At 70.0% G+C, this 18,946-nt stretch carries 20 protein-coding genes; 7 read left to right on the top strand and 13 right to left on the bottom strand.

Annotation, left to right across the window (positions count from 1 at the left end; genetic code table 11):
• Positions 1-21: 21 nt before the first annotated feature.
• The gene (locus PVT71_RS25705; protein ID WP_353476047.1) at positions 22-1,233 is read right to left on the bottom strand and encodes an ABC transporter substrate-binding protein; all 1,212 of its coding nucleotides are present in this window, start codon (positions 1,231-1,233) and stop codon (positions 22-24) included.
• A gap of 279 nt (positions 1,234-1,512) precedes the next feature.
• On the opposite strand from PVT71_RS25705, the gene PVT71_RS25700 reads away from it, so the two are divergent.
• Positions 1,513-2,742 carry a CaiB/BaiF CoA-transferase family protein gene (locus PVT71_RS25700; RefSeq protein ID WP_353476046.1) on the top strand — a complete coding sequence of 410 codons (1,230 nt, stop codon included), beginning with the start codon at positions 1,513-1,515 and terminating at the stop codon, positions 2,740-2,742.
• Positions 2,743-2,761: 19 nt separating this feature from the next.
• Here the strand turns inward: PVT71_RS25700 and PVT71_RS25695 are convergent, their stop codons facing one another.
• Genes PVT71_RS25695 through PVT71_RS25665 form a run of 7 tightly spaced genes read right to left on the bottom strand, consistent with a single transcriptional unit; the run spans position 2,762 to position 9,840 of the window.
• Positions 2,762-4,384 (bottom strand): thiamine pyrophosphate-dependent enzyme, encoded by a 1,623-nt coding sequence (locus PVT71_RS25695; RefSeq protein WP_353476045.1) that lies wholly within the window; start codon positions 4,382-4,384, stop codon positions 2,762-2,764.
• A gap of 43 nt (positions 4,385-4,427) precedes the next feature.
• Positions 4,428-5,192: an HpcH/HpaI aldolase/citrate lyase family protein gene (locus tag PVT71_RS25690; protein ID WP_353476044.1), complete on the bottom strand. Its 765-nt coding sequence runs from the start codon at positions 5,190-5,192 to the stop codon at positions 4,428-4,430.
• Positions 5,193-5,200: 8 nt separating this feature from the next.
• Positions 5,201-6,001 carry a 2-oxo-hept-4-ene-1,7-dioate hydratase gene (hpaH, locus tag PVT71_RS25685; protein WP_353476043.1) on the bottom strand — a complete coding sequence of 267 codons (801 nt, stop codon included), beginning with the start codon at positions 5,999-6,001 and terminating at the stop codon, positions 5,201-5,203.
• On the bottom strand, positions 5,995-6,876 hold the full coding sequence (locus tag PVT71_RS25680) for a fumarylacetoacetate hydrolase family protein (RefSeq protein ID WP_353476042.1): 882 nt from the start codon (positions 6,874-6,876) through the stop codon (positions 5,995-5,997). Before PVT71_RS25680 ends, hpaH begins: the two co-directional genes overlap by 7 nt.
• Positions 6,877-6,908: 32 nt before the next feature.
• A complete protein-coding gene (hpaD, locus tag PVT71_RS25675) occupies positions 6,909-7,889 on the bottom strand; it encodes a 3,4-dihydroxyphenylacetate 2,3-dioxygenase (protein WP_353476041.1) in 981 nt (326 codons plus the stop codon).
• A 35-nt stretch (positions 7,890-7,924) separates the two neighbouring features.
• Positions 7,925-9,436: a 5-carboxymethyl-2-hydroxymuconate semialdehyde dehydrogenase gene (gene hpaE, locus PVT71_RS25670; RefSeq protein ID WP_353476040.1), complete on the bottom strand. Its 1,512-nt coding sequence runs from the start codon at positions 9,434-9,436 to the stop codon at positions 7,925-7,927.
• A gap of 14 nt (positions 9,437-9,450) precedes the next feature.
• On the bottom strand, positions 9,451-9,840 hold the full coding sequence (locus PVT71_RS25665) for a 5-carboxymethyl-2-hydroxymuconate isomerase (protein WP_353476039.1): 390 nt from the start codon (positions 9,838-9,840) through the stop codon (positions 9,451-9,453).
• A gap of 94 nt (positions 9,841-9,934) precedes the next feature.
• Between PVT71_RS25665 and hpaR the strand changes: the two genes are divergently transcribed.
• Positions 9,935-10,387 carry a homoprotocatechuate degradation operon regulator HpaR gene (gene hpaR, locus PVT71_RS25660; RefSeq protein ID WP_353476038.1) on the top strand — a complete coding sequence of 151 codons (453 nt, stop codon included), beginning with the start codon at positions 9,935-9,937 and terminating at the stop codon, positions 10,385-10,387.
• A gap of 69 nt (positions 10,388-10,456) precedes the next feature.
• Here the strand turns inward: hpaR and PVT71_RS25655 are convergent, their stop codons facing one another.
• From PVT71_RS25655 to PVT71_RS25640, 4 genes are all read right to left on the bottom strand, one after another.
• On the bottom strand, positions 10,457-11,326 hold the full coding sequence (locus tag PVT71_RS25655; protein ID WP_353476037.1) for a VOC family protein: 870 nt from the start codon (positions 11,324-11,326) through the stop codon (positions 10,457-10,459).
• Between the two features lie 50 nt (positions 11,327-11,376).
• Positions 11,377-11,841: a DoxX family protein gene (locus PVT71_RS25650; RefSeq protein ID WP_353476036.1), complete on the bottom strand. Its 465-nt coding sequence runs from the start codon at positions 11,839-11,841 to the stop codon at positions 11,377-11,379.
• Between the two features lie 83 nt (positions 11,842-11,924).
• Positions 11,925-12,230, bottom strand: a complete 306-nt coding sequence (locus PVT71_RS25645) for a hypothetical protein (protein ID WP_353476035.1) — start codon at positions 12,228-12,230, stop codon at positions 11,925-11,927.
• A gap of 111 nt (positions 12,231-12,341) precedes the next feature.
• Positions 12,342-13,274 (bottom strand): LysR family transcriptional regulator, encoded by a 933-nt coding sequence (locus PVT71_RS25640; protein WP_353476034.1) that lies wholly within the window; start codon positions 13,272-13,274, stop codon positions 12,342-12,344.
• A 116-nt stretch (positions 13,275-13,390) separates the two neighbouring features.
• Between PVT71_RS25640 and PVT71_RS25635 the strand changes: the two genes are divergently transcribed.
• The 5 genes from PVT71_RS25635 to PVT71_RS25615 all read left to right on the top strand — a co-directional run bounded on the left by PVT71_RS25635 (position 13,391) and on the right by PVT71_RS25615 (position 18,368).
• Positions 13,391-14,530 (top strand): CoA transferase, encoded by a 1,140-nt coding sequence (locus tag PVT71_RS25635; protein WP_353476033.1) that lies wholly within the window; start codon positions 13,391-13,393, stop codon positions 14,528-14,530.
• The gene (locus PVT71_RS25630; protein WP_353476032.1) at positions 14,527-15,483 is read left to right on the top strand and encodes a hydroxymethylglutaryl-CoA lyase; all 957 of its coding nucleotides are present in this window, start codon (positions 14,527-14,529) and stop codon (positions 15,481-15,483) included. The genes PVT71_RS25635 and PVT71_RS25630 overlap by 4 nt, the downstream gene beginning before the upstream one ends.
• A 72-nt stretch (positions 15,484-15,555) precedes the next feature.
• Positions 15,556-16,554, top strand: a complete 999-nt coding sequence (gene dctP, locus PVT71_RS25625) for a TRAP transporter substrate-binding protein DctP (RefSeq protein WP_353476031.1) — start codon at positions 15,556-15,558, stop codon at positions 16,552-16,554.
• A gap of 3 nt (positions 16,555-16,557) precedes the next feature.
• Positions 16,558-17,088, top strand: coding sequence for a TRAP transporter small permease (locus PVT71_RS25620; protein ID WP_353476030.1), 531 nt, complete (start codon positions 16,558-16,560; stop codon positions 17,086-17,088).
• Positions 17,085-18,368, top strand: coding sequence for a TRAP transporter large permease subunit (locus PVT71_RS25615; RefSeq protein ID WP_353476029.1), 1,284 nt, complete (start codon positions 17,085-17,087; stop codon positions 18,366-18,368). The genes PVT71_RS25620 and PVT71_RS25615 overlap by 4 nt, the downstream gene beginning before the upstream one ends.
• Positions 18,369-18,385: 17 nt before the next feature.
• Here the strand turns inward: PVT71_RS25615 and PVT71_RS25610 are convergent, their stop codons facing one another.
• The gene (locus PVT71_RS25610) at positions 18,386-18,928 is read right to left on the bottom strand and encodes a c-type cytochrome (protein ID WP_353476028.1); all 543 of its coding nucleotides are present in this window, start codon (positions 18,926-18,928) and stop codon (positions 18,386-18,388) included.
• Between the last annotated feature and the right edge of the window lie 18 nt (positions 18,929-18,946).

Here is an 18,946-nt window from a genome sequence, read left to right as displayed (position 1 = left end):
CCCTGCCGGACGCCGCGCGGCTCATTGCGCCGCCGCCATCTCGAAGGCGGCCGCCGGGTAGGCGCGGAAATCCTGCACCAGTGCGAAGCCGCCGTCCTTGGCCTGGATGATGCCTTCCTGCCGGGTGCCGCGGTGATCGCCCTCCTCGAAGGTCACCCCGCGGGCGCCGCCGATCGCGGCCCCCTCGAGCGTCTCGAGCGCCGCGACGAGGTTCTCGCGCGTCAGCTCCTTGCCGGAGTCCAGCAGCGCCTCGAACCCCTTGTGGAAGATCGCCGCGTTGCTCCAGCCGTTGAGGCCGAAGACGCCGACAGGATCGTCCGGGTAGTACCTGGCGATGGACTCGCGGTAGGCGGCGATGTCGGGCTCGTCGCTCGACACCGGCAGCAGCCAGGACGAGAAGTAGACCCCGTCCAGCAGGTCCCCCGCCAGCTTCTGCGTCGAGGGGTCGGCGGTGAAGAAGGGCGCGAACCATGTCACGTCGACCCCCTGCAGGTCCGCCGCCTTCAGCGCCGCCGCGAGGTTGGCGTTCGAGCCGAAGAGGATCACCGCCTCGGCGCCGGAATTGGCGACGCGCCGGATATGCGGGCTGAAGCTGGTGGTCTTCACGTCGAAGGGCACCGACTCCGCCGCCTCCATCCCCAGCTCGGCCATGTAGGCCTCGAAACCGCGCTTGGCGGACTTGCCAAGCTCGTCGTTCTCCCACAGCAGCGCGACCTTCTTCAGGCCGAGCCCGTTCACCGCGTAATCGAGGTTCGACGCCGCCGACCAGCCGTAGTCCGGCAGCAGCGGGAAGACGTTGCGCTCGACGAAGAAGGCGCTGGCCCCGCCGATCGGCCCGACCATGGGCAGGCCCACCTCGCGCGCATAGGGCAGCACCGCGACGTTGGTCGCCGTGCCGATCGAGGCGGAAAGGGCGAAGATGCCGTCATCCTCGACCATCTGCCGGGTGACCGCGACCGAACGCGCCGGATCGTAGCCGTCATCCTTGGTGACGTAGTTGATCGTCCAGCCGTCGATGCCGCCGCTCTCGTTGAGATTGCGGTAATAGGCCTCGGCGGCGTGCGTCAGGATCGCGTAGAACGGCACCGGCCCCGTCACCGGGGTGAAGGCGCCGATGGTCACCACCTTGTTCGCCTCGTCGATGCCCGGCTCCGCCGCGCCGGACGATGTCGCCGAGACGCAGCTTGCCGCAAGCGCCGCTGCGCAGAGCGGCCCCTTCAGTCCATGAAACATGTTCTCCTCCCTCGGGCGTTTCCTCTCCCTCGGCGACGATAGGTTCACCGAGGGGAGTCGGTCAATATAAAATGCATTTCATGTGAACCTGCGCTGTCATCGAGATGATTTTCTGAGGAAAAATCGCCTATATACCGCCGATTTCGTGCGAATCCGGGGGCGGCGTGATGCACGCCACCTTCAAATAATGCATTTTTATCTTGCCAAGGTGTCGCCGCATCTGACACCCATGAGGGAAGGCAGCCGCGCCATGGCTGCGCCGCGACAAGGGAGATCGGGATGACCAACGGCGTTCTCGCAGGCAGGACGGTGATCGAGCTCGGCAGCATGATCGCCGCCCCCTTCGCCACGCATATCCTCCAGCAGCTCGGCGCGGAGGTGATCAAGATCGAGCCGCCCGGCGGCGAGACGACGCGCCGGCTCGTGCGCGGCGGCCCGAGCGGCAGCTACCTCGCCTTCAACCGCGGCAAGAAGAGCCTCTGCCTCGACCTGCAATCCGCAGAAGGTAGCGAGGTCTTCCGCCGCCTCGTCGCGCGGGCGGACATCCTCGTGCACAACCTCTCGCCCGCCGCGGCGCGCAAGCTTGGCGCGAGTTTCGAGGCCTGCAGCGCGATCAACCCTCGCCTCGTCTTCTGCCACATCAAGGGCTACGGCGCGGGGCCGCTTGCCGAGGAGGTCGCCTCGAACCCGATCGCCGAGGCGGCAACCGGGGTGATGTTCTCCAACCGGCCCGAGGGCCGGCCGGCGCGGCTCGGCCCGTCCTACCACGACCAGTTCGCCGGCTGCTACGCGGCGATCGCGGTGCTGGCGGCGCTGCTCTCGGGCGAGGAGGACAAGCGCAACATCGAGCTCGGGCTCTACGAGACCGGGCTGCACATCGCGGCGCGCGACCTGCTCGCGGTGCAGCTGAATTCGCAGATCCTCGGCCGCACCGAGACCGAGCCCTCTGCCGAGTTCTCGATCCCCGGCTACGGCGCCTACGAAACGCGGGACGGGCGCTGGATCTACCTCGTCATGCTCACCGACGAGCATTGGCGGCGGTTCTGCCGGGCGGTGGACCTGACGCCGGACCCCGAGCTGGCGACGCTGCGCGCCCGGCGCCGCGCCCGGCCGCAGGTCGAGACGCTCGTGCGCGAGGCGGTGGCGGCGCTCGGCTACGAGGCGCTGGCCGAGAGGCTGGCCCGGCAGGGCGTCGGCTTTACCGAGGTCCTCTCGACCGACCGCGTGCTCGAGGCGCCGCAGGCGCAAGTGCCCGGGAAAACCAGTGCATTCGGCTTCAGCGACCTCGACTTCCTGACGCCGGACCTGCCCCTGCCGCACCTGCTCCGCTCGGAAGGCCGCGCCGATCCGCCGCCGCTGCTGGGCGAGAACAGTGCCGAGCTGCTGGCGGACCTCGGCTATGCCGAGGGCGAGATCGCCGCCCTGCTGGCCGCCGGCACGATCCTCGGCGCCGACGGGGACGCGGATCTCTGGTCGCGCGGGACCCCCGGCGCGCGGGCCGCCGGCTGATCCGCGCCCGGGCCCGCCGTCACGACAGCGGGGCCGGGTGGATGAACGGCCAGGGCGAGGCGTCGGAGCCGCGCTCCACGGGCACCTCGATGACCACGGGTTCGTCGAGGGCCAGCGCCTCCGCCAGAACGGTGTGCAGCTCGCCCGGGCTCTCCGCCCGGTAGCCCTGCACACCGAAGGAGCGCGCCAGCGCCACGAAATCCGGGTTCTCGAGATCCGCGCCCAGCAGTCGGTTGCCGTAGCTGGTCTGCTGGTCGCGGCGGACGTTGCCGTAGGCGCCGTTGTTGAACACGATGGCGACCACGGCGATGTTGAACTGCTTCGCGGTCGCCAGCTCCTGCACGCCGAACATGAAGCCACCGTCCCCGGAGACCGAGACGACCTTCTTTTCCGGGTTGCCGACCTTCACCCCGAGCGCGGTGTTGAAGCCGAAGCCGAGGTTGTCCTGGTAGCCGCAGGTCACGTACTGGCGCGGCGCGTAGACCGGAAAGCACATGCGGGCGGTGAAACCGACCTGGCTCACCTCCTCGACGAAGAACCCGTCGCGCGGCAGCACCTCGCGGATCACCCGCAGGTAGCCCTCCTGCGGCTGGACCGTGGCGAGCGCGGCCTCGGCCTCGGCGCGCAGCGCGGCAAGCTCCGCCGCGCGCGAAGGCCGCGCGGCATCCTCCGCAAGCGCCGCGTTCAGCGCCTCGAGCCCCTGCGCCGCGTCGGCGACGAGCCCGCAGTCGGGCTTCAGCCGCACCATCTCGGTCGGGTCGATGTCGAGCCGCAGCACCTTCAGCCCCTTCGGCATCCAGCGCCAGCGGAAGTATTGCAGCTCGAGCCGCGAGCCGATGCCGATCAGCAGGTCACACTCCTGCCAGTAGCGCCAGGCGGCGGGCGGCAGCAGGGCGAGCGCGTCATCCTCGGGCAGGACGCCCTTGCCGGAGCGGTGGGCTGTGACCGGCGCCTGCAGATGGCGGGCCAGCGCCCCCACCTGCGGCCCGGCCCCGAGCGCGCCCGAGCCGACCATGATCAGCGGGCGTTTCGCGGCGCGGATCAGCTCGGCGGCGCGGCGCACCGCCTCGGGGTCCGGCAAGGGCGGCGCGAGCGGCGCGGTGGCGACGGGCTCGGGCACCTCGGCGGACATGCCGAACACGTCCCAGGGCGCCTCGATCCCGACCGGGCGCTGGCGGCCCGAGAGCATCTGGCGGAAGGCCTCGGCCATCTTGTCCCCGGCCTCGGAGGGATGGTCGATGCGCCCGGCCCATTTGGTCAGGCCGCGCAGCGTCGCAAGGTGGTCGGGCAGCTCGTGCAGCTGCCCCCGGCCCTGCCCGATCAGGTGCGACATGATGTTTCCGGTCACGCAGATCACCGGCGCGTTGCCGCCATAGGCGGTGCAGAGCGCCGCGCCGGAGTTGAGCAAGCCCGGCCCCGGCACCACGGTATAGGCCCCGACGCGGCCGGTGGACTTGGCGTAGCCATAGGCCATGTATCCGGCGCCCTGCTCGTGGCGGGTGTGGATGAAGCGCATCCCCTCCTCGCGGGCCAGCGCGTCGTTGAAGTCGTACATGTGCGCCCCGGGGATGCCGAAGACGGTATCCACGCCGTTGGCGGTCAGGGACTTGGCGATCACCTCGCCGGTGGTCAGTCGTGTCATTGCGGCCCTCCTCCAGGCGCGATCTGCGGATGCGGGTGGCGGATCAGCCGCGGAACTGGCCGAGCAGCGACCGCAGCCCCGCGCTCAGCACGCCGACGTCGCTGCCGACGGCAAGGAAATCGACACCATCCTCGAGATACCCCTTCGCCAGCCGCTGGTCCGAGGTGAGGATGCCCGCCGCCCTGCCCGCCGCGCGGATCCGGGCGAGCGCACCCCGCACCGCCTGCTGCACCTCGGGCGCGCCGGGGCGGCCGAGATGGCCCATGTCGGCGGCAAGATCGGCGGGGCCGACGAAGACCCCATCGACGCCCGGCACCGCGAGGATCTCGTCGAGCGCGGCGAGCCCGGCCCGGCTTTCCACCTGCAGCAGCAGGCAGACCTGCTCGTTCGCCGCCTCGAGATAGCCCGGCACATGGCCGTAGGCCGAGGCACGCGCGAGGGCGGCGCCGATGCCGCGCACCCCCTCGGGCGGGTAGAGCACCGAGCGCACCGCCTCGCGCGCCTGCGCGGCGCTCTCGATCATCGGGATGAGGATGGTCTGCGCGCCGAGGTCCAGCATCTGCTTGATCCCGGCGCGGTTGTCGTCGCGCACCCGCACCACGGGATGCGTGGTCGAGCCCACCGCCCGCAGCTGCGCCAGCACGTCGCGCAGCCCGTTCGGCCCGTGCTCGCCGTCGATCACCAGCCAGTCGAACCCGGCATGCGCGCAGAGCTCGGCCGCCGAGGCGTCGCCGAGCGCCATCCAGAGCCCGATCTGGGTCTCGCCCGAGCTCAGGCGGCGCTTGAAGTGGTTTTCCGTGATGTCCATGGCACTCTCTATTCGAAGGACAGCGAGACCGCGCCGAAGCTGCCGAAGTCCGCGTGGATTTCCGTTCCGGGCGGGCATTCCACCGGGCCGATGAACGAGCCCGAAAGGACCACCTGCCCCGCCTCGATCCGCTGGCCGTATTGCCCCATGCGCCGCGCCAGCCAGACGAGGCTGGTCACCGGATCGTTCAGCACCGCCGCGCCGAGCCCGGTCGCCACCACCTCGGCGTTGCGGGTCACGATGGCACCGACCCAGCGCAGATCAAGGCTTTCGGGCGCGTGGCGCTCGGCACCCAGCACGATCCCGGCATTGGCGGCATTGTCGGCCACCGTGTCGAAGATCCGCCGCGCCTGCCCGGTCGCAGGGTCGCTGCGCAGGATGCGGGTGTCGAGGATCTCGAGCGCCGGGGCCACGGCCTCGGTCGCCGCCAGCACCTGCTCGCGCGTCGCGTCCCCCGAGAGCGGCGCCTTCATGATAAAGGCGATCTCCGCCTCGATGCGCGGCTGGATGAACCGGTCCGCCGGGACGACGCCGCCGTTCGGGAAGTCCATGTCGTCGTAGAGGATGCCGGAATCGGGCGTGTCGATCCCGAGCGCCGCCTGCATCGCCTTGGAGGTGAGGCCGATCTTCCAGCCGAGCACGCGCCGGCCCTCGGCCAGCTTGCGCGCGATCTGCGCGGTCTGGATGGCATAGGCGTCATCGAGCGTGATGCCGGGGTGGCGCAGCGACAGAAGGCCGATCTGCCGCCGCGCGCGCTCGGCCTCCAGCAGGTCAGCCGCGGCGCGCCCGATCTCCTCCGCGCTCAGCATGGCTCGTCCGCCACGGTGTTGCGCAGGGTGCCGATGCCCTCGGCCTCGACCTCGATGACGTCGCCGGGCACCAGCCAGCGCGGCGGATCGAAGCGCGCGCCCGCGCCGGTGGGCGTGCCGCAGACGAGGATGTCGCCCGGCACCAGCGTGCAGAAGGTCGAGACGTAGCGGATGATCTCGCGGAAATCGAAGATCATCCGGCCGGTGCGGTCGCTCTGCCGCACCTCGCCGTTGACCCGCGTCTCGAGCGCGACGTCGTCGAGCTGCCCCGCCTCGCGGAAGGGCACGAGCCAGGGGCCGATCGAGCCGGAGCCGTCCCAGTTCTTGCCTTGCGTGACGTTGAACTTGGCGTGGCGCACCCAGTCGCGGATCGTGCCCTCGTTGCAGAGGGTGATCGCGGCGATGTGGCCGTACGCCTCGTCACGCGGGATCCGCCGGCCCGCCTTGCCGATGACGATGGCGATCTCGCCCTCGTAGTCGAGCTGCGGGCTTTCCGGCGGGCGCAGCAGCGCCTGCCCGTGCCCGGTGAAGCTGCGCGGGAAGCGGATGAAGAGCGAGGGGTGCGGCGGCGCCTCCTGCCCGTCCTTGTACTCGGCGTTGCGGTCGGGGAAGTTCACGCCGACGCAGATCAGCTTCTCGGGATCGGCGTGGGGGATCAGGAACTCGACCTCCTCGGCCTTGTGGGTCACCCGGCAGCCCGCACCGGCGGCGATCACCGCCTCGAGCGCGCCCGCCTCGATCACCTGCTTCAGCCCGCGGAACCGGCCCTCGAACTGCGGCGTCAGGTCGACGATGCCCTCCTCGGTGACAAGGCCGAAACGGTCGGCGCCCTGCGCGCGGAAGGCCGCGATGCGGGCCGGAATGGAACGTGTCATCTCTAGCTCCTGTCTGTCACGGACCCGCGCGCCTAGGGCGCCACGATCGGCGTCGCCTTGAGCGCGGCCTCGACCGGGGTCACCCCCGCGAAGACAGAGCCGTTCTCGAACCAGCTGCGCGGCGCTGGCGCGCCCCAGAGCGTCTGGCGTTGCGGGTCCTTGAGATCCCAGCGGATCGCCTCGAGATCAGGATCGACCGTCTGGTAGTCCGAGCAGTAGATCTCGATCCGGTGCCCGTCGGGGTCGAGCACGTAGAGGAAGAAGGCGTTCGAGATGCCATGCCGCCCCGGACCGCGCTCGATGTTGCCGACGTAGCCGGTGGTCGCCATCAGGTCGCACAGGTCGATGATGTTGAGCGGCGTCGGCACCCAGAAGGCGGTGTGATGCAGCCGCGGCCCGAGCCCGTTGGTGAAGGCGAGGTCATGCACCCCGCCCTTGCGATGCGTCCAGGCGGCCCAGAGTTTGCCGGTCTCCTCGTCCTCGGTGTATTCCGTCACCCGGAAGCCGATGGCGTTGTAGAAGGCCACGGCCCGGTCGACGTCGGGCGAGAAGCAGTTGAAATGGTCGATCCGCAGGGGTTTGACGCCCTTGTAGAGCGCGTATTTCTGGTGGATCGGCGGCAGGCGGTCCATGCGGAAGTAGAACTCGATCGGCATTCCGAAGCAGTCCTGCGTCGCCAGCGTCCGGCCCTGGTAGGGCCGCTCGACCCAGGCGACCGGATGGCCCTCGGCGGCGAACCAGTCATGCGCCTTGTCGAGCTCGGCCTCGTCGAAGACCTTGAACGAGAGCCCGCGCACGTCGGCGGTGTCCGAATGCCGCAGCACGAGGCAGTGATGCCCCCGCTCCTCCATGGCGCGCAGGTAGACGGTTTCGTCGTCCTCGTCGGTGACCTGCAGGCCGAGCGTGTCGACGTAGAAGGCCTTCGAGGCGGCAAGGTCACGCACGCCGAAGGTGACGTGGCTGAGCCGGATGATGTTGAACGGCGGATATAGATTGGGCGCCGGAATGGGCATGGTGTCTCCTCCCTCGAACGTCGGTCGCGGCCTCCTCAGCCGCCAAGTTTCGGTATCCGGTGCATCTGGCGCGGGAACGAGACGTTGACCGTTTCCATGTAGAACTCGAAGGACCAGTCGCCGCCGTCCCGCCCGATGCCCGAGGCCTTCACCCCGCCGAAGGGCGAGGGAAGGTGGCGGATGTTTTCCGAATTCACCCAGATCATTCCCGCCTCGAGCGCGTCTGTCATCCGCATCGCCCGGTCGAGATCCCGGGTCCAGAGATAGGCCGCGAGCCCGTAATCCACGTCGTTGGCGATGCGCGTCGCCTCCTCCTCGTCGCCGAAGGGAATGGCGGTCAGCACCGGGCCGAAGATCTCTTCCCGCGCGATGGCCATGTCGCTGGTCGCCCCGGTAAAGAGCGTCGGCCGCACGAAGCAGCCCGCCTCGCCGGACTTGACGCCGCCCGCGGCGATGGTCGCGCCCTCGCGCCGGGCGGTGTCGAAATAGGACAGCACCTTGCGCTCGTGCTCGGGGTGGATCAGCGGTCCTACCACGGTCTCGGGGTCGAGCGGGTGGCCGACCTTGATCCGCTCGGCCACCTCGGCGACGCGGGAGGTCACCTCGTCGTAGACCGTCTCCTGCACCAGCAGCCGCGAGGAGGAGGTGCAGCGCTCGCCGTTCAGCGAGTAGATCATGAAGGTCGCGGCATCCACGGCGCGATCAAGGTCGGCGTCGTCGAAGACGATCACCGGGTTCTTGCCGCCCAGCTCGAAATGCACCCGTTTCAGCGTCGGCGCGCCCTGCGCCATGATGAGACTCCCGGTGCGGCTTTCACCGACAAAGGCGATGGCCTTGATGCCGGGATGCTCGGTCAACGCCTTGCCCGCTTCCTCGCCCAGGCCGTTGACGAGGTTGAGCACGCCCGGCGGCAGCCCCGCGCCTTCCGCGATCTCGACCAGCAGCTTGGCGGTCATCGGACTGAACTCGGCGGGCTTGTGGACCACGGTGCAGCCCGCGGCGAGCGCCGGGGCGATCTTCCAGGTCGACAGCATGAAGGGCGTATTCCAGGGCGTGATCACCCCCACCGGCCCGATCGGCCGGCGCGAGGTCACGTTGAGCTGGGTCGGATTGCGCAGCGCCTGCCCGTCCTCGGCCCCCGGCGCCTGCTCGGCGAAGAAGCGGAAGTTCTCGGCCCCGCGCAGCGCCGCCTTGGACATGAAGCGCAGCGCCTGCCCGGTGTCCATGCTCTCGGTCAGGGCGATCTCGTCGGCGCGCGCCTCGATCGCATCGGCGACGCGCAGCAGGATCCGGCGCCGCTCGGTGCCGGGGGTGCGCCCCCATGTCGCGAAGGCCTTCGTAGCGGCGGCGACGGCGCGGTCGATGTCCTCGGCCCCGCCCTTCGCCACCTGCGCCAGCGGCGCAAGGTCCACGGGCGAGATCGTCTCGAAACTCGCGCCGCCCACCGCGGGCACCGAGGCCCCCGCGATATGGTTCATCACCCCGTCCCGGCGGAACCGCTCGAGGACGGTCCGGGCGCGCGCGAGGTTTTCGGCAAAGGCACTCATCGGCGCATCCTTCCTCAGGCCTTGCCCGACAGGCGGGCGTGAATGGGGGTGTTCTTCCAGCTGAGCTCGGGGTCGATCTCGCGGATCTCGAGCGACAGCGCGAAATGCGGGCTGGCGAGCGGTTCGGCGAGCGCGGCCTCGGCCGCGGCCATGATCGCGGCCCCTGCCTCGGCCAGCACCTGCCGCGACCGCCCCGCCCCCACCATGAGGGTCAGCGCGGCGAAATCATTCTCGGGCAGCCCGTCGGCGACGATCCAGTGATCCGCCCGGAAGGCGCGGATGCGGATGCCCGCCAGCGGGAAAATCCCGGTCTCCACCATCGCCCGGTGCAGGCTGTCGCAGAGCGCGCCGAGGTCGGCGCGGCGCTCGAGCCCGGGCGAGTATTCAAGTCGCAGATGTGGCATGGCTCTCCTCCATGTCGTTTAACATGTTAATTAATGAATCGCTTGTCAATCGGATAATAAACATGTGAAGTAAATGCACATTGGAGGGCCTCCCATGACCGAAAGAAAAGACCTCGCCGAGACGCGGCGCAGCCTGCCCATGTCGCTGCTGCGCACGCGGGAACTGGTGATGGAGCGATTTCGCCCGATGCTGGGCGCCCATGGCGTGACCGAGCAGCAGTGGCGGGTCATCCGGGTGCTTGACGAGCGGGGCACGACCGACGCGTCGAGCCTGTCGGAGGGGGCGGCGCTGCTGCCGCAGTCGCTGACGCGCATCCTGCGCGGGCTCGACGAGCGCGGCTTCGTGGCGGTGACGCGCGATCCCAACGACGGCCGTCGCCAGCAGATCAGCCTTACCGATGCCGGCGCGGCGCTGGTGACCGCGGTCGCCCCGGAAAGCGCCGGGATCTACGCCCGGCTCGAGGCCGAGATCGGCGCGCGGCGGATCGAGAAGCTGCTCGACGATCTCGAGGAGATTTGCGCCGCGCTGCAGCCGCGGGCCGATTGAGCGGCCCCGCTTGGCGCAGGGCCGGGCGTGCGGCAGGCAGGAGAAGCCCGCCCGCCGCAACGGTCAAGGTCAGAGAACCCGGATCACGGTGCCCCAGTCGTCGGTGAATTCCGCCGGGGCCGCCGGGGTGCTGCGCCGCAACTCGACGAAATCGAGCCCGGACTCTTGCGCCGGGCGCCGCCCTGCCCCGGCCGAGACCCATTCGTTCACCGCGACATGGTGGTGATAGCCCCCGGTCGACAGGAAGACCGCCCCGTCGCGCCGCCGCACCTCGTCGAAGCCGAGCCGCTCCTGCCACCAGACCGCCGCGTCTGCGGCATTGCCCACCTTGAGGTGCACGTGGCCGATCATCGTGCCCGCCGGCGCACCGGTCCAGCGCGCGGGAGCCGGGCCCGCCGCCGCCACCACCGCCTGCGCATCGAAGGGCACCGAGGCCATCTCGACCTTGCCATCGGTCCAGCGCCAGTCCTGCTGCGGCCGGTCCGCGTAGAGCTCCACCCCGTTGCCCTCGGGGTCGGTCATGTAGATCGCCTCGCTGACGAGGTGGTCGGCCGCGCCGTCGACGCCGAGGTCGCGCTCCACCGCCTGCAGCACCCAGCGTCCGAGGTCGGCGCGCGTCGGCAGCAGGAAGGCGGTGTGGTAGAGCCCGGCCTCGCGCGCGCCCGCGCGCCGCAGGCCCGCGATCTCGGTGATGCTGAGCAGCGGCGCCTCCGCGCCGAGCCGGATCGTGCTGCCCGCCCTGTCGATCTCGCGCAGGCCGAGGGTCTGCACGTACCAGTCCGCCAGCCGCTCGGCGTCGCGCGCCCGGAGGCCCACCGCCCCGACATGGATCGGCGCCGCGCGCGGCAGGGTGTTGTGCAAGGTTTCCGCGCCGGCGAGCCCGGGCAGACCAAGCGCCGAGGCCGCCATGGCCGTGCCGAAAAAGGACCGTCTGTTCATCTCTGTCTCCTGCTGCGGACAGCCGGAGGTCCGGCCGCCCGCTGTCCCGCTCAGAGCTGCTTTTTCAGGCGCGCGTCAAGCGACAGCCGCCCGCCGCCATGCGCCACGAAGAAGAAGGTGACCGCCGACCAGATCAGCGACAGTTCGGCGCCGGAGTAGCCCTGGTCCTTCAGGATCCAGTGGAAGTAGACGGTGACCAGCAGCACCACCGTCGTGCCCGCCGCCGCGAGCCGGGTCAGCAGGCCCAGCACCAGCAGCAGCCCGCCGCCGAACTCGGTGACCGAGAGCGCCACGGACCAGAGCCAGCCGGGGTGGAAGCCCATGCCTTCGACCATGCCGGTCGCGCCGAGCGGGTTGGTGATCTTCGGCCAGCCATGCACCATGAGCGCAAGGCCGCAGATCACCCGCAGCCATGTCACCGCCAGCGGCGAGAGCGCCGCGTAGAGCGGGGCGAGTTTCGGAGACACGAGGGATTGGTCCGGCGTCTGCCGGGGATCAAGATTGGTAGAGGTCATGTCGGATCTTTCCTGATGACGCAGCGATGCTGCGCCCTGAATGGGGGTGCGGCGCCGGGCGCCGCGTCGAAAGGTTCAGGGGATCAGGATCTTGGCGGGGGCTTGATCGGCAGCGGTTCGCTGCCATGCGCGGTGGCGCTGTCGGTCGGCAGGAGGTCGCCGGACACCGGCAGTTCGAGCGCCGGAAGCGATGCCTCGGGCAGCAGGACGCAGCTGGTGCATTTCCCGCCGGGCAGTTGCTGCCCGCCGAAGCCGAGCGGCATCTCGCAGACATCGAGGGCGCTGATCGAACCCGCGCAGCCCCCGGACGCCGCCTGGGCGGGGGTCGAGGGGAAGATCAGAAAGAGATGCGCCAGCACGAGCGTGACGGCAAGTATCCTGCGGAGCATGACCGGGTCCAGTTGCTGACCCTGACCTAGGCCAGCTTCCCGCCATGCACAAGCGCCTTCGCCGGTGGATCACACGCGCCGGCCGCGGCGGGCGGACCGCCGCCTGCGCTCTCAGTCCGGGATCAGCTGCGCCCCGAGCCAGCGCCCCTCGGTGACCGAGGCGGTGATCTGGCCGCGGATGGTCTCGAACATGATCTCGCGCAGGGGGGTCGGGCGGGCGTCGAGCGGCACCACCCAGTAGAGCGTGCGGCGCGGGCTCGGGTCGCGGATCGGCCGCGCCACCAGCCTGCCCGCCGCGAGATCCTCGCTGACGAGCACCTTGGGGGCGAGCGTGCAGGCCAGCCCCTCCTTCATCGCGCTGAGCGTCGCCGCCACCGAGGCCAGCTGGATCCGCGCCGAGGCCTCGAGGAAGGCGAACTCCGCCGGGCGGTCGTTCAGCGCCCGCGACAGGTAACCGCTCTGCAGGATCGCCAGCGGCAGTTCGGCGATGTCCTTCAGCCGGATCGGATCGGAGGAGGCCCCGAGGATGTCCGGATGCCCGATGCAGAACACCTCCTCCTCGAGCAGCGCGATGCGCTCGGTCTGGCTGTCGACCGGCGGGTTGAAGATCAGCCCGGCCTCGATCTCGCCCCGCTGCACCGCCTGGAAGCCGACGCCCGAGAGCACCTCGCGCAGCAGCAGCTTCACCCGCGGCATCTCGCCCATCACCCGGCGCATGAGCGGCCCGCCGATCACAGAGATCACCGAGAAGGGCATGCCGATGCTGATCGCGCCGGAGACCTCGGCCTGCCCGGTGCGCACGTCCTCGGCCGCGGTCTCGAAGGCGGCGAGGATGGCGCGCGCATGGGTCTCGAGCGTCAGCCCCGCCGCGGTCGGCTCCATCCCGCGCGGGCGGCGGGTGAAGAGCGGCGTGCCGAGCTCCGCCTCGAGCGCCGCGACATGCTGCGAGATCGCCGAGGCGGCGACATGGCAATGGTCCGCCGCGTGCGAGAGGTTGCGGAAATCGCACACGGCCACGAAGTACCGAAGCTGTCTTGAATCCATCGATGCCTCCGACCTGCGTTCGGTATTTCAGAAGGCATCTTTCGGAACAATATAATTTTCCGACCGGAGCCGCCCTGACATACATCTCTTGCGAGCAGTTCTGGGAGGAAAGCGCGATGACCGAGAAACCCCTCGACGGGATCCGCGTGGTCGAGATGAGCCACATGGTGATGGGCCCCTCGACCGGCATGTTCCTCGGCTTTCTCGGCGCCGAGGTGATCAAGGTCGAGCCGCCGCAGGGCGACAAGACGCGCGATCTGACCGGCATGGGCGCGGGTTTCTTCCCCACCTTCAACCGCGGCAAGAAGTCGGTCACCCTCGACGTGAAGGACCCCGCGGATCTTGCCCGGCTGCACGGGCTCATCGCCACGGCGGATGTCTTCGTCGAGAATTTCCGCGACGAGACGCTCGCGAAGATGGGCCTTGCGCCCGACCAGCTGCGCGCCGCCTGCCCTTCGCTGATCGTCGCCTCGTGCAAGGGGTTCCTCAACGGCCCCTACGAGCACCGCGCGGCGATGGACGAGGTGGTGCAGATGATGACCGGCATGGCCTACATGACCGGGCCGAGCGGCCGCCCGCTGCGCATCGGCTCCTCCGCCAACGACATCATGGGGGGCCTCTTCACCGCCTATGGCGTACTTGCCGCGCTCATCCAGCGGGGCAAGACCGGCGCGGGCAGCGCCGTGCGCGCCGGGCTCTTCGAGAATTGCCTGCTGCTGGTCGCCCAGCACATGGTGCAGTTCGACATCGAGGGCACCGAGGCGCCGCCCCTGCCCGAGCGGGTGTTTTCATGGCCGGTCTACGACCTCTTCCCCACCGCCGACGGGCGGCAGATCTTCGTCGGCGCCGCCACCGACGGCCAATGGGAGAAGCTCTGCCGCGCGCTCGGGCTCGAGCACCTGCTGGCGGATCCGCGCCTGCAGGGCCGCCCCGCCCAGATCGCGGCCCGCGACTGGACCCTGCCGCAGGTCGCCGCGAAGATCGCCGCGCGGCCCTTCGCCGAGATGGTCCGGCTGATGGAGGAGAGCGACCTGCTCTTCGCCCCGGTCTCGCGCCCGGCCGAGATGTACGACGATCCGCACGTGAACCGCCCCGGCGGGCTCTTCACCTCGCACTACGCGGGCAAGAAGGATTTCCGCGCCCCGTCGCTGCCGGTGCAGATCGACGGCGCGCCGGTGGTGTCGCGCTCGGTCGACGTGCCGGGCATCGGCCAGCACAACGCCGAGATCCTCGGCGCGCTGGAGGCCGCCCGATGAGCGCCGACGTGCTGAAGGCCTATCCCGCGTCAAAGCTCGCCATCCGCGAGGTCGGCCTGCGCGACGGGCTGCAGATGACCGCTCGCTGGCCCTCGACGCCGAAGAAGCTCGAATGGGTGGACCGCGAGGCGGCGGCGGGCGTGCGGTATTTCGAGGTCGGCTCGTTCCTGCCGGCCGACAAGGCGCCCCGCTTCGCCGACGTGCGCGAGGTGATCGCCGCGGTGAGCCGCCATCCGGGCGCCCACGGCATCGCGCTCGCGCTGAACCAGCGCGGCGCCACCGATGCTCTGGCCACCGGCGTGCAGGAGATCACCGTGGTGATCTCGGCCAGCGAAGCGCACAACGCGGCCAACGTCCGGCGCACGCAGGAACAGAGCCTTGCCGAGATCGCCAATGTCGTGCGGCTGCGCGACGAGGCCGGTTCCAAGACGATCATCAACGCGGGCATCGCCATGGCCTTCGGCTGCTCGCTCTCCGGCGCGGTGCCCGAGGACGCGGTGCTGCGGATGATCGACCGCTGCCTCGAGGCGGGTGTCGACATGGTCGGCGTCGCCGACACGGTGGGTTACGCCGGCCCGCGGCAGGTCAGCAGCCTCTGCCGCCGGATCGCGGAACGCCTTGGCCCGCTGCCCTTCGTGCTGCACCTGCATGACACGCGCGGCACCGGCATCGCCAACGCGGGAGCGGCGCTCGACGCGGGCTGCCGCATCCTCGACGCCTCGCTCGCCGGGCTCGGCGGCTGCCCCTTCGCCCCCGGCGCCACCGGCAACGTGGTGATCGAGGACCTCGTGTTCCTCGCCGAAACCATGGGGTTCCGCACCGGCATCGACCTCGAAAAGCTCGTCGCCCTGCGCGACATCCCCGCGGGCGAGATGCCGGGCGAGGCGCTTTCCGGCGCGCTGGCGAAGGCCGGGCCGCCGCGCGCGATGAGCTGGCAGGCCGCGCGCCCTTGACGGGCGGGCGGGATCTTCGGAAGCGGGGAAGGGAGCCCCGCGGAACAACGCCCTGAAGGGAGGAAAAACACCATGGACTTCAAAGCGCTTGGCATCGCCGCGGCGATGGCGACCCTGACATCGACGGCGGCTTCCGCCGATCCCACCGCCATGCGGTGCAGCCACCAGCTGCCGCCCGCCCATTCCGTCGCCAAGGTGATCGACCGCTGGGCGGAGGAGGTCGAGACGCTGTCGAACGGCGAGATCGACGTGCAGGTCTTCGGGGCGGACAGCCTCGTCGGGGCCAACGAGAACATCCTCGCCGTCGCCAAGGGCGAGATCGAATGCGCCTTCTCGGTGCAGTTCCAGTGGGGCAAGACGCTGCCCATCATGACCGTGACCACCGCGCCCTACGCCTTCTCGGACATGCGGATCTGGCGCAACTGGGATGGGTCCGAGGCGGCGCAGTTCCTCGAAGAGAAGCTGCGCTCGAAAGGGGTCGAGAACGTCGTCTGGCTGTTCCAGACCAATTCCTCGGTCTTCACCTCCAAGGGCAAGCCGCTGGCAGGGCCCGAGGATTTCGCGGGCATGAAGATCCGCGGCCTCTCGCCGGCCTTCGACGCGGGGCTCGCGGCGCTTGGCGCCTCGCCCTCGGCGATGCCCGGCTCCGAGGTCTACCAGGCGCTGGCGACCGGCGTGCTCGACGGCGCGCTGACCGGGGCGGATGCCGCCGTGTCGCGCAAGTACTACGAGGTGCAGGACCAGTTCGTCGTGAGCCCGGTGATCTCGGTCTATTTCCACGGCTACCTCAACCCGAAGTTCTACCAGGGCCTCTCGGACACCGCCAAGGCCGCGCTCGACAAGGCCGGCCACGAGGCGGCGCTCTGGGCCGTCGAGGCGGGCGAGGCCGCGCAGCAGGCCGCCCCGGCCGAGCTCGAGGCCAAGGGCGTCGCGGTCCGGACCGCGACGGAGGAGGAGAATGCCGCGATGGAGGCGCTGATGCGCCCCGCCTTCGACGAGAAGTTCGGCACCGAGGACCCCGACAGCGCCAAGCTGCTCGAGCTGGTCGAGCAGCTGAAGTCCGGCGCCTGAGCGATGAGCCGCACGCAGGACGACACGGGGGCGGCCGGGACCGCCCCCCTCACCGAACGCGCGCTGACGCCCCTCGTCCGGCTGGGCGCGGCGCTCAGCACCGCGCTTATCCTGGCAACGCTCGTGCTGACGACCTTCTCGGCCCTGATGCGCTACGCCTTCGACCGGCCTCCGGTCTGGGTCGATGCGCTGAACGGTTTCCTGCTGGTCGCCATCGTCGCCTTCGGCGTGGCCGAGGCCTACCGGCGCAACGACCACATCTCGATCGACCTCGTGACCCAGGCGCTGCGCGGAAGGGCCCGCACCGTGGCCGCGGTGTTCAGTGATCTCTGCGTGCTCGCCTTCTGCGCCGTGCTCGGCATCAGCACATGGGAGTCTATCGGCTTTGCCCGGATGTTCGGCGCCTACACCTCCGGCGCCATCGAGATCGAAAGCTGGATCCCGCAGGTGCCGCTGCTCTGCGGTGCCGTGCTGCTCGGCGCCTTCGCCGTGGCGCGGCTGCTGGGGCATCTTTTCGGGAAAGGCCGGACATGACGGCGCTGCTGATCTTCACCGGGCTCATCCTGCTGCTGCTGACCGGGATCCCCATCTTTGCCGCGCTCGGCCTCACCGCCACGGTCATCCTGCTGATTTTCGAGGGCGGCATCGGATCGGTCGCCGACACGGTCTTTGCCCATCTCAACAAGCCCATCCTGACCACGGTGCCGCTCTTCGTCTTCATGGCGCAGGTGATGATCCGGGCGAAGGTCATCGACGACCTCTACGCCATGGCGCACACGCTGATCGGCCACATCCGCGGCGGGCTCGGCATGGCCACGGTCATGGCCTGCACGATCTTCGCCTCGATCTCGGGCTCGTCGGTCGCCACGGCCCTCTCGGTCGGCTCGAGCGCGATCCCGCAGATGGAGCGCTACGGCTACCCGCGCCAGAGCGCGCTCGGCATCGTCGCGGCGGGTGGCACGCTCGGCATCCTGATCCCGCCCTCGGGTCCGATGATCCTCTATGCCATCGTCTCCGAGGCCTCGATCGGCGCGCTGTTCCTCGCCGGGATCATCCCGGGGCTGCTGCTCGCGCTGCTGTTCTGCCTCTACTCGGTCGCCAGCGCCACGCTGCGCGGCGACGACAGCCCGCGCTTTGCCGGGATTCCGCTGATCCTCGCCGCGATCCGCCGCTCGATCTGGGCCATCCTCGCGCCGCCGGTGGTCATGGGCGGCATCTACCTCGGCATCTTCACCGCCGCCGAGGCCGCCGCCGCCGGGTCGGTCTACGCGCTGGCCGTCGCGGTGCTCGTCTACCGCAACTTCGGGCTGCGCGATCTCTGGGACTGCGCCTATGCCTCGATGCGCACCTCGATGATGGTCTTCATGATCATCGCCGGGGCGGCCATGTTCGGCCATGCGATCACCATCATCCGCCTGCCCGTCGGCGTCACCGAGATGGTCGCCCATCTCGGCCTCGGCCCGCTTGGCTTCATCCTCGTGGTCATGGCGATGATCTTCGTGATGGGCATGTTCTTCGAGAGCATCGCGATCATCCTGATCACCACGCCGATCCTGCTGCCGACCATGGCGGCGCTGCACATCGACCTCGTCTGGTACGGCGTGCTGCTGATGATCAACCTCGAGCTGGCGATGATCACCCCTCCGGTCGGCATGAACCTCTTCGTGATCAAGGGCATCACCCCTGCCCCGCTGGCCGAGATCGTGCGCGGCGCCTTTCCCTACGTGCTGATCATGATCCTCGGGCTGGCGCTGCTGATCCTGATGCCGGGCCTCGCGACCTGGCTGCCCTATTCGGCGGGCTTCGGGCAGTAGGCGCGCCGCCGCCCGGCCTAGGGCAGCGTCGCGAGGTAACGTGCCAGCAGGTCGATCTCGGCGTCCGAGAGCGCCTGCGCGACCTCGACCATGGCGGCGCGGCTGCCGAGCCGCTTCTCGGTGCTGAAGTCCAGCAGGGCCTTGCGCAGGTAGTCCTCGCGCTGGTTCCGGAGGGGCGGGATCTGCTTGCCGCCGCGATAGTCGGCGCCGTGGCAGGTGTTGCAGCGGTGTTCCTGCGCAAGCCCCTCCGCCGCGGAGGCATCGGCCGGGGGCGGCGCCTCCGGGACCGGCGGCGGCGCGAGGCTCGCGACCCAGGCCGCCGCGGCGCGCAGGTCGTTGTCGCTCATCTCCGCGGTCAGCGCCTGCATCGCATCGCCCGCCCGGTTGCCCGAGCGGAAGGCGACCAGCTGCAAGAGCGCGTAGTAAGCGTCGATGCCGCCGAGCGAGGGCACATCCTCGGTCGCCGAGACGCCGGTGCCGTGGCAGGCGACGCATTGCTCCTGCACGGCCTCGAAGCCCTCCTGGGCCGATGCGTGCTGCACCGGCCCAAGAAGAAGCATCGCGAGCGTGGCCGCGCG

Source organism: Salipiger sp. H15, from assembly GCF_040409955.1.
Taxonomy (GTDB): Bacteria; Pseudomonadota; Alphaproteobacteria; order Rhodobacterales; family Rhodobacteraceae; genus Salipiger.
The sequence above is the reverse complement of the archived record's forward strand: the minus strand, read 5'-3'. Positions and strand labels throughout refer to the sequence as shown.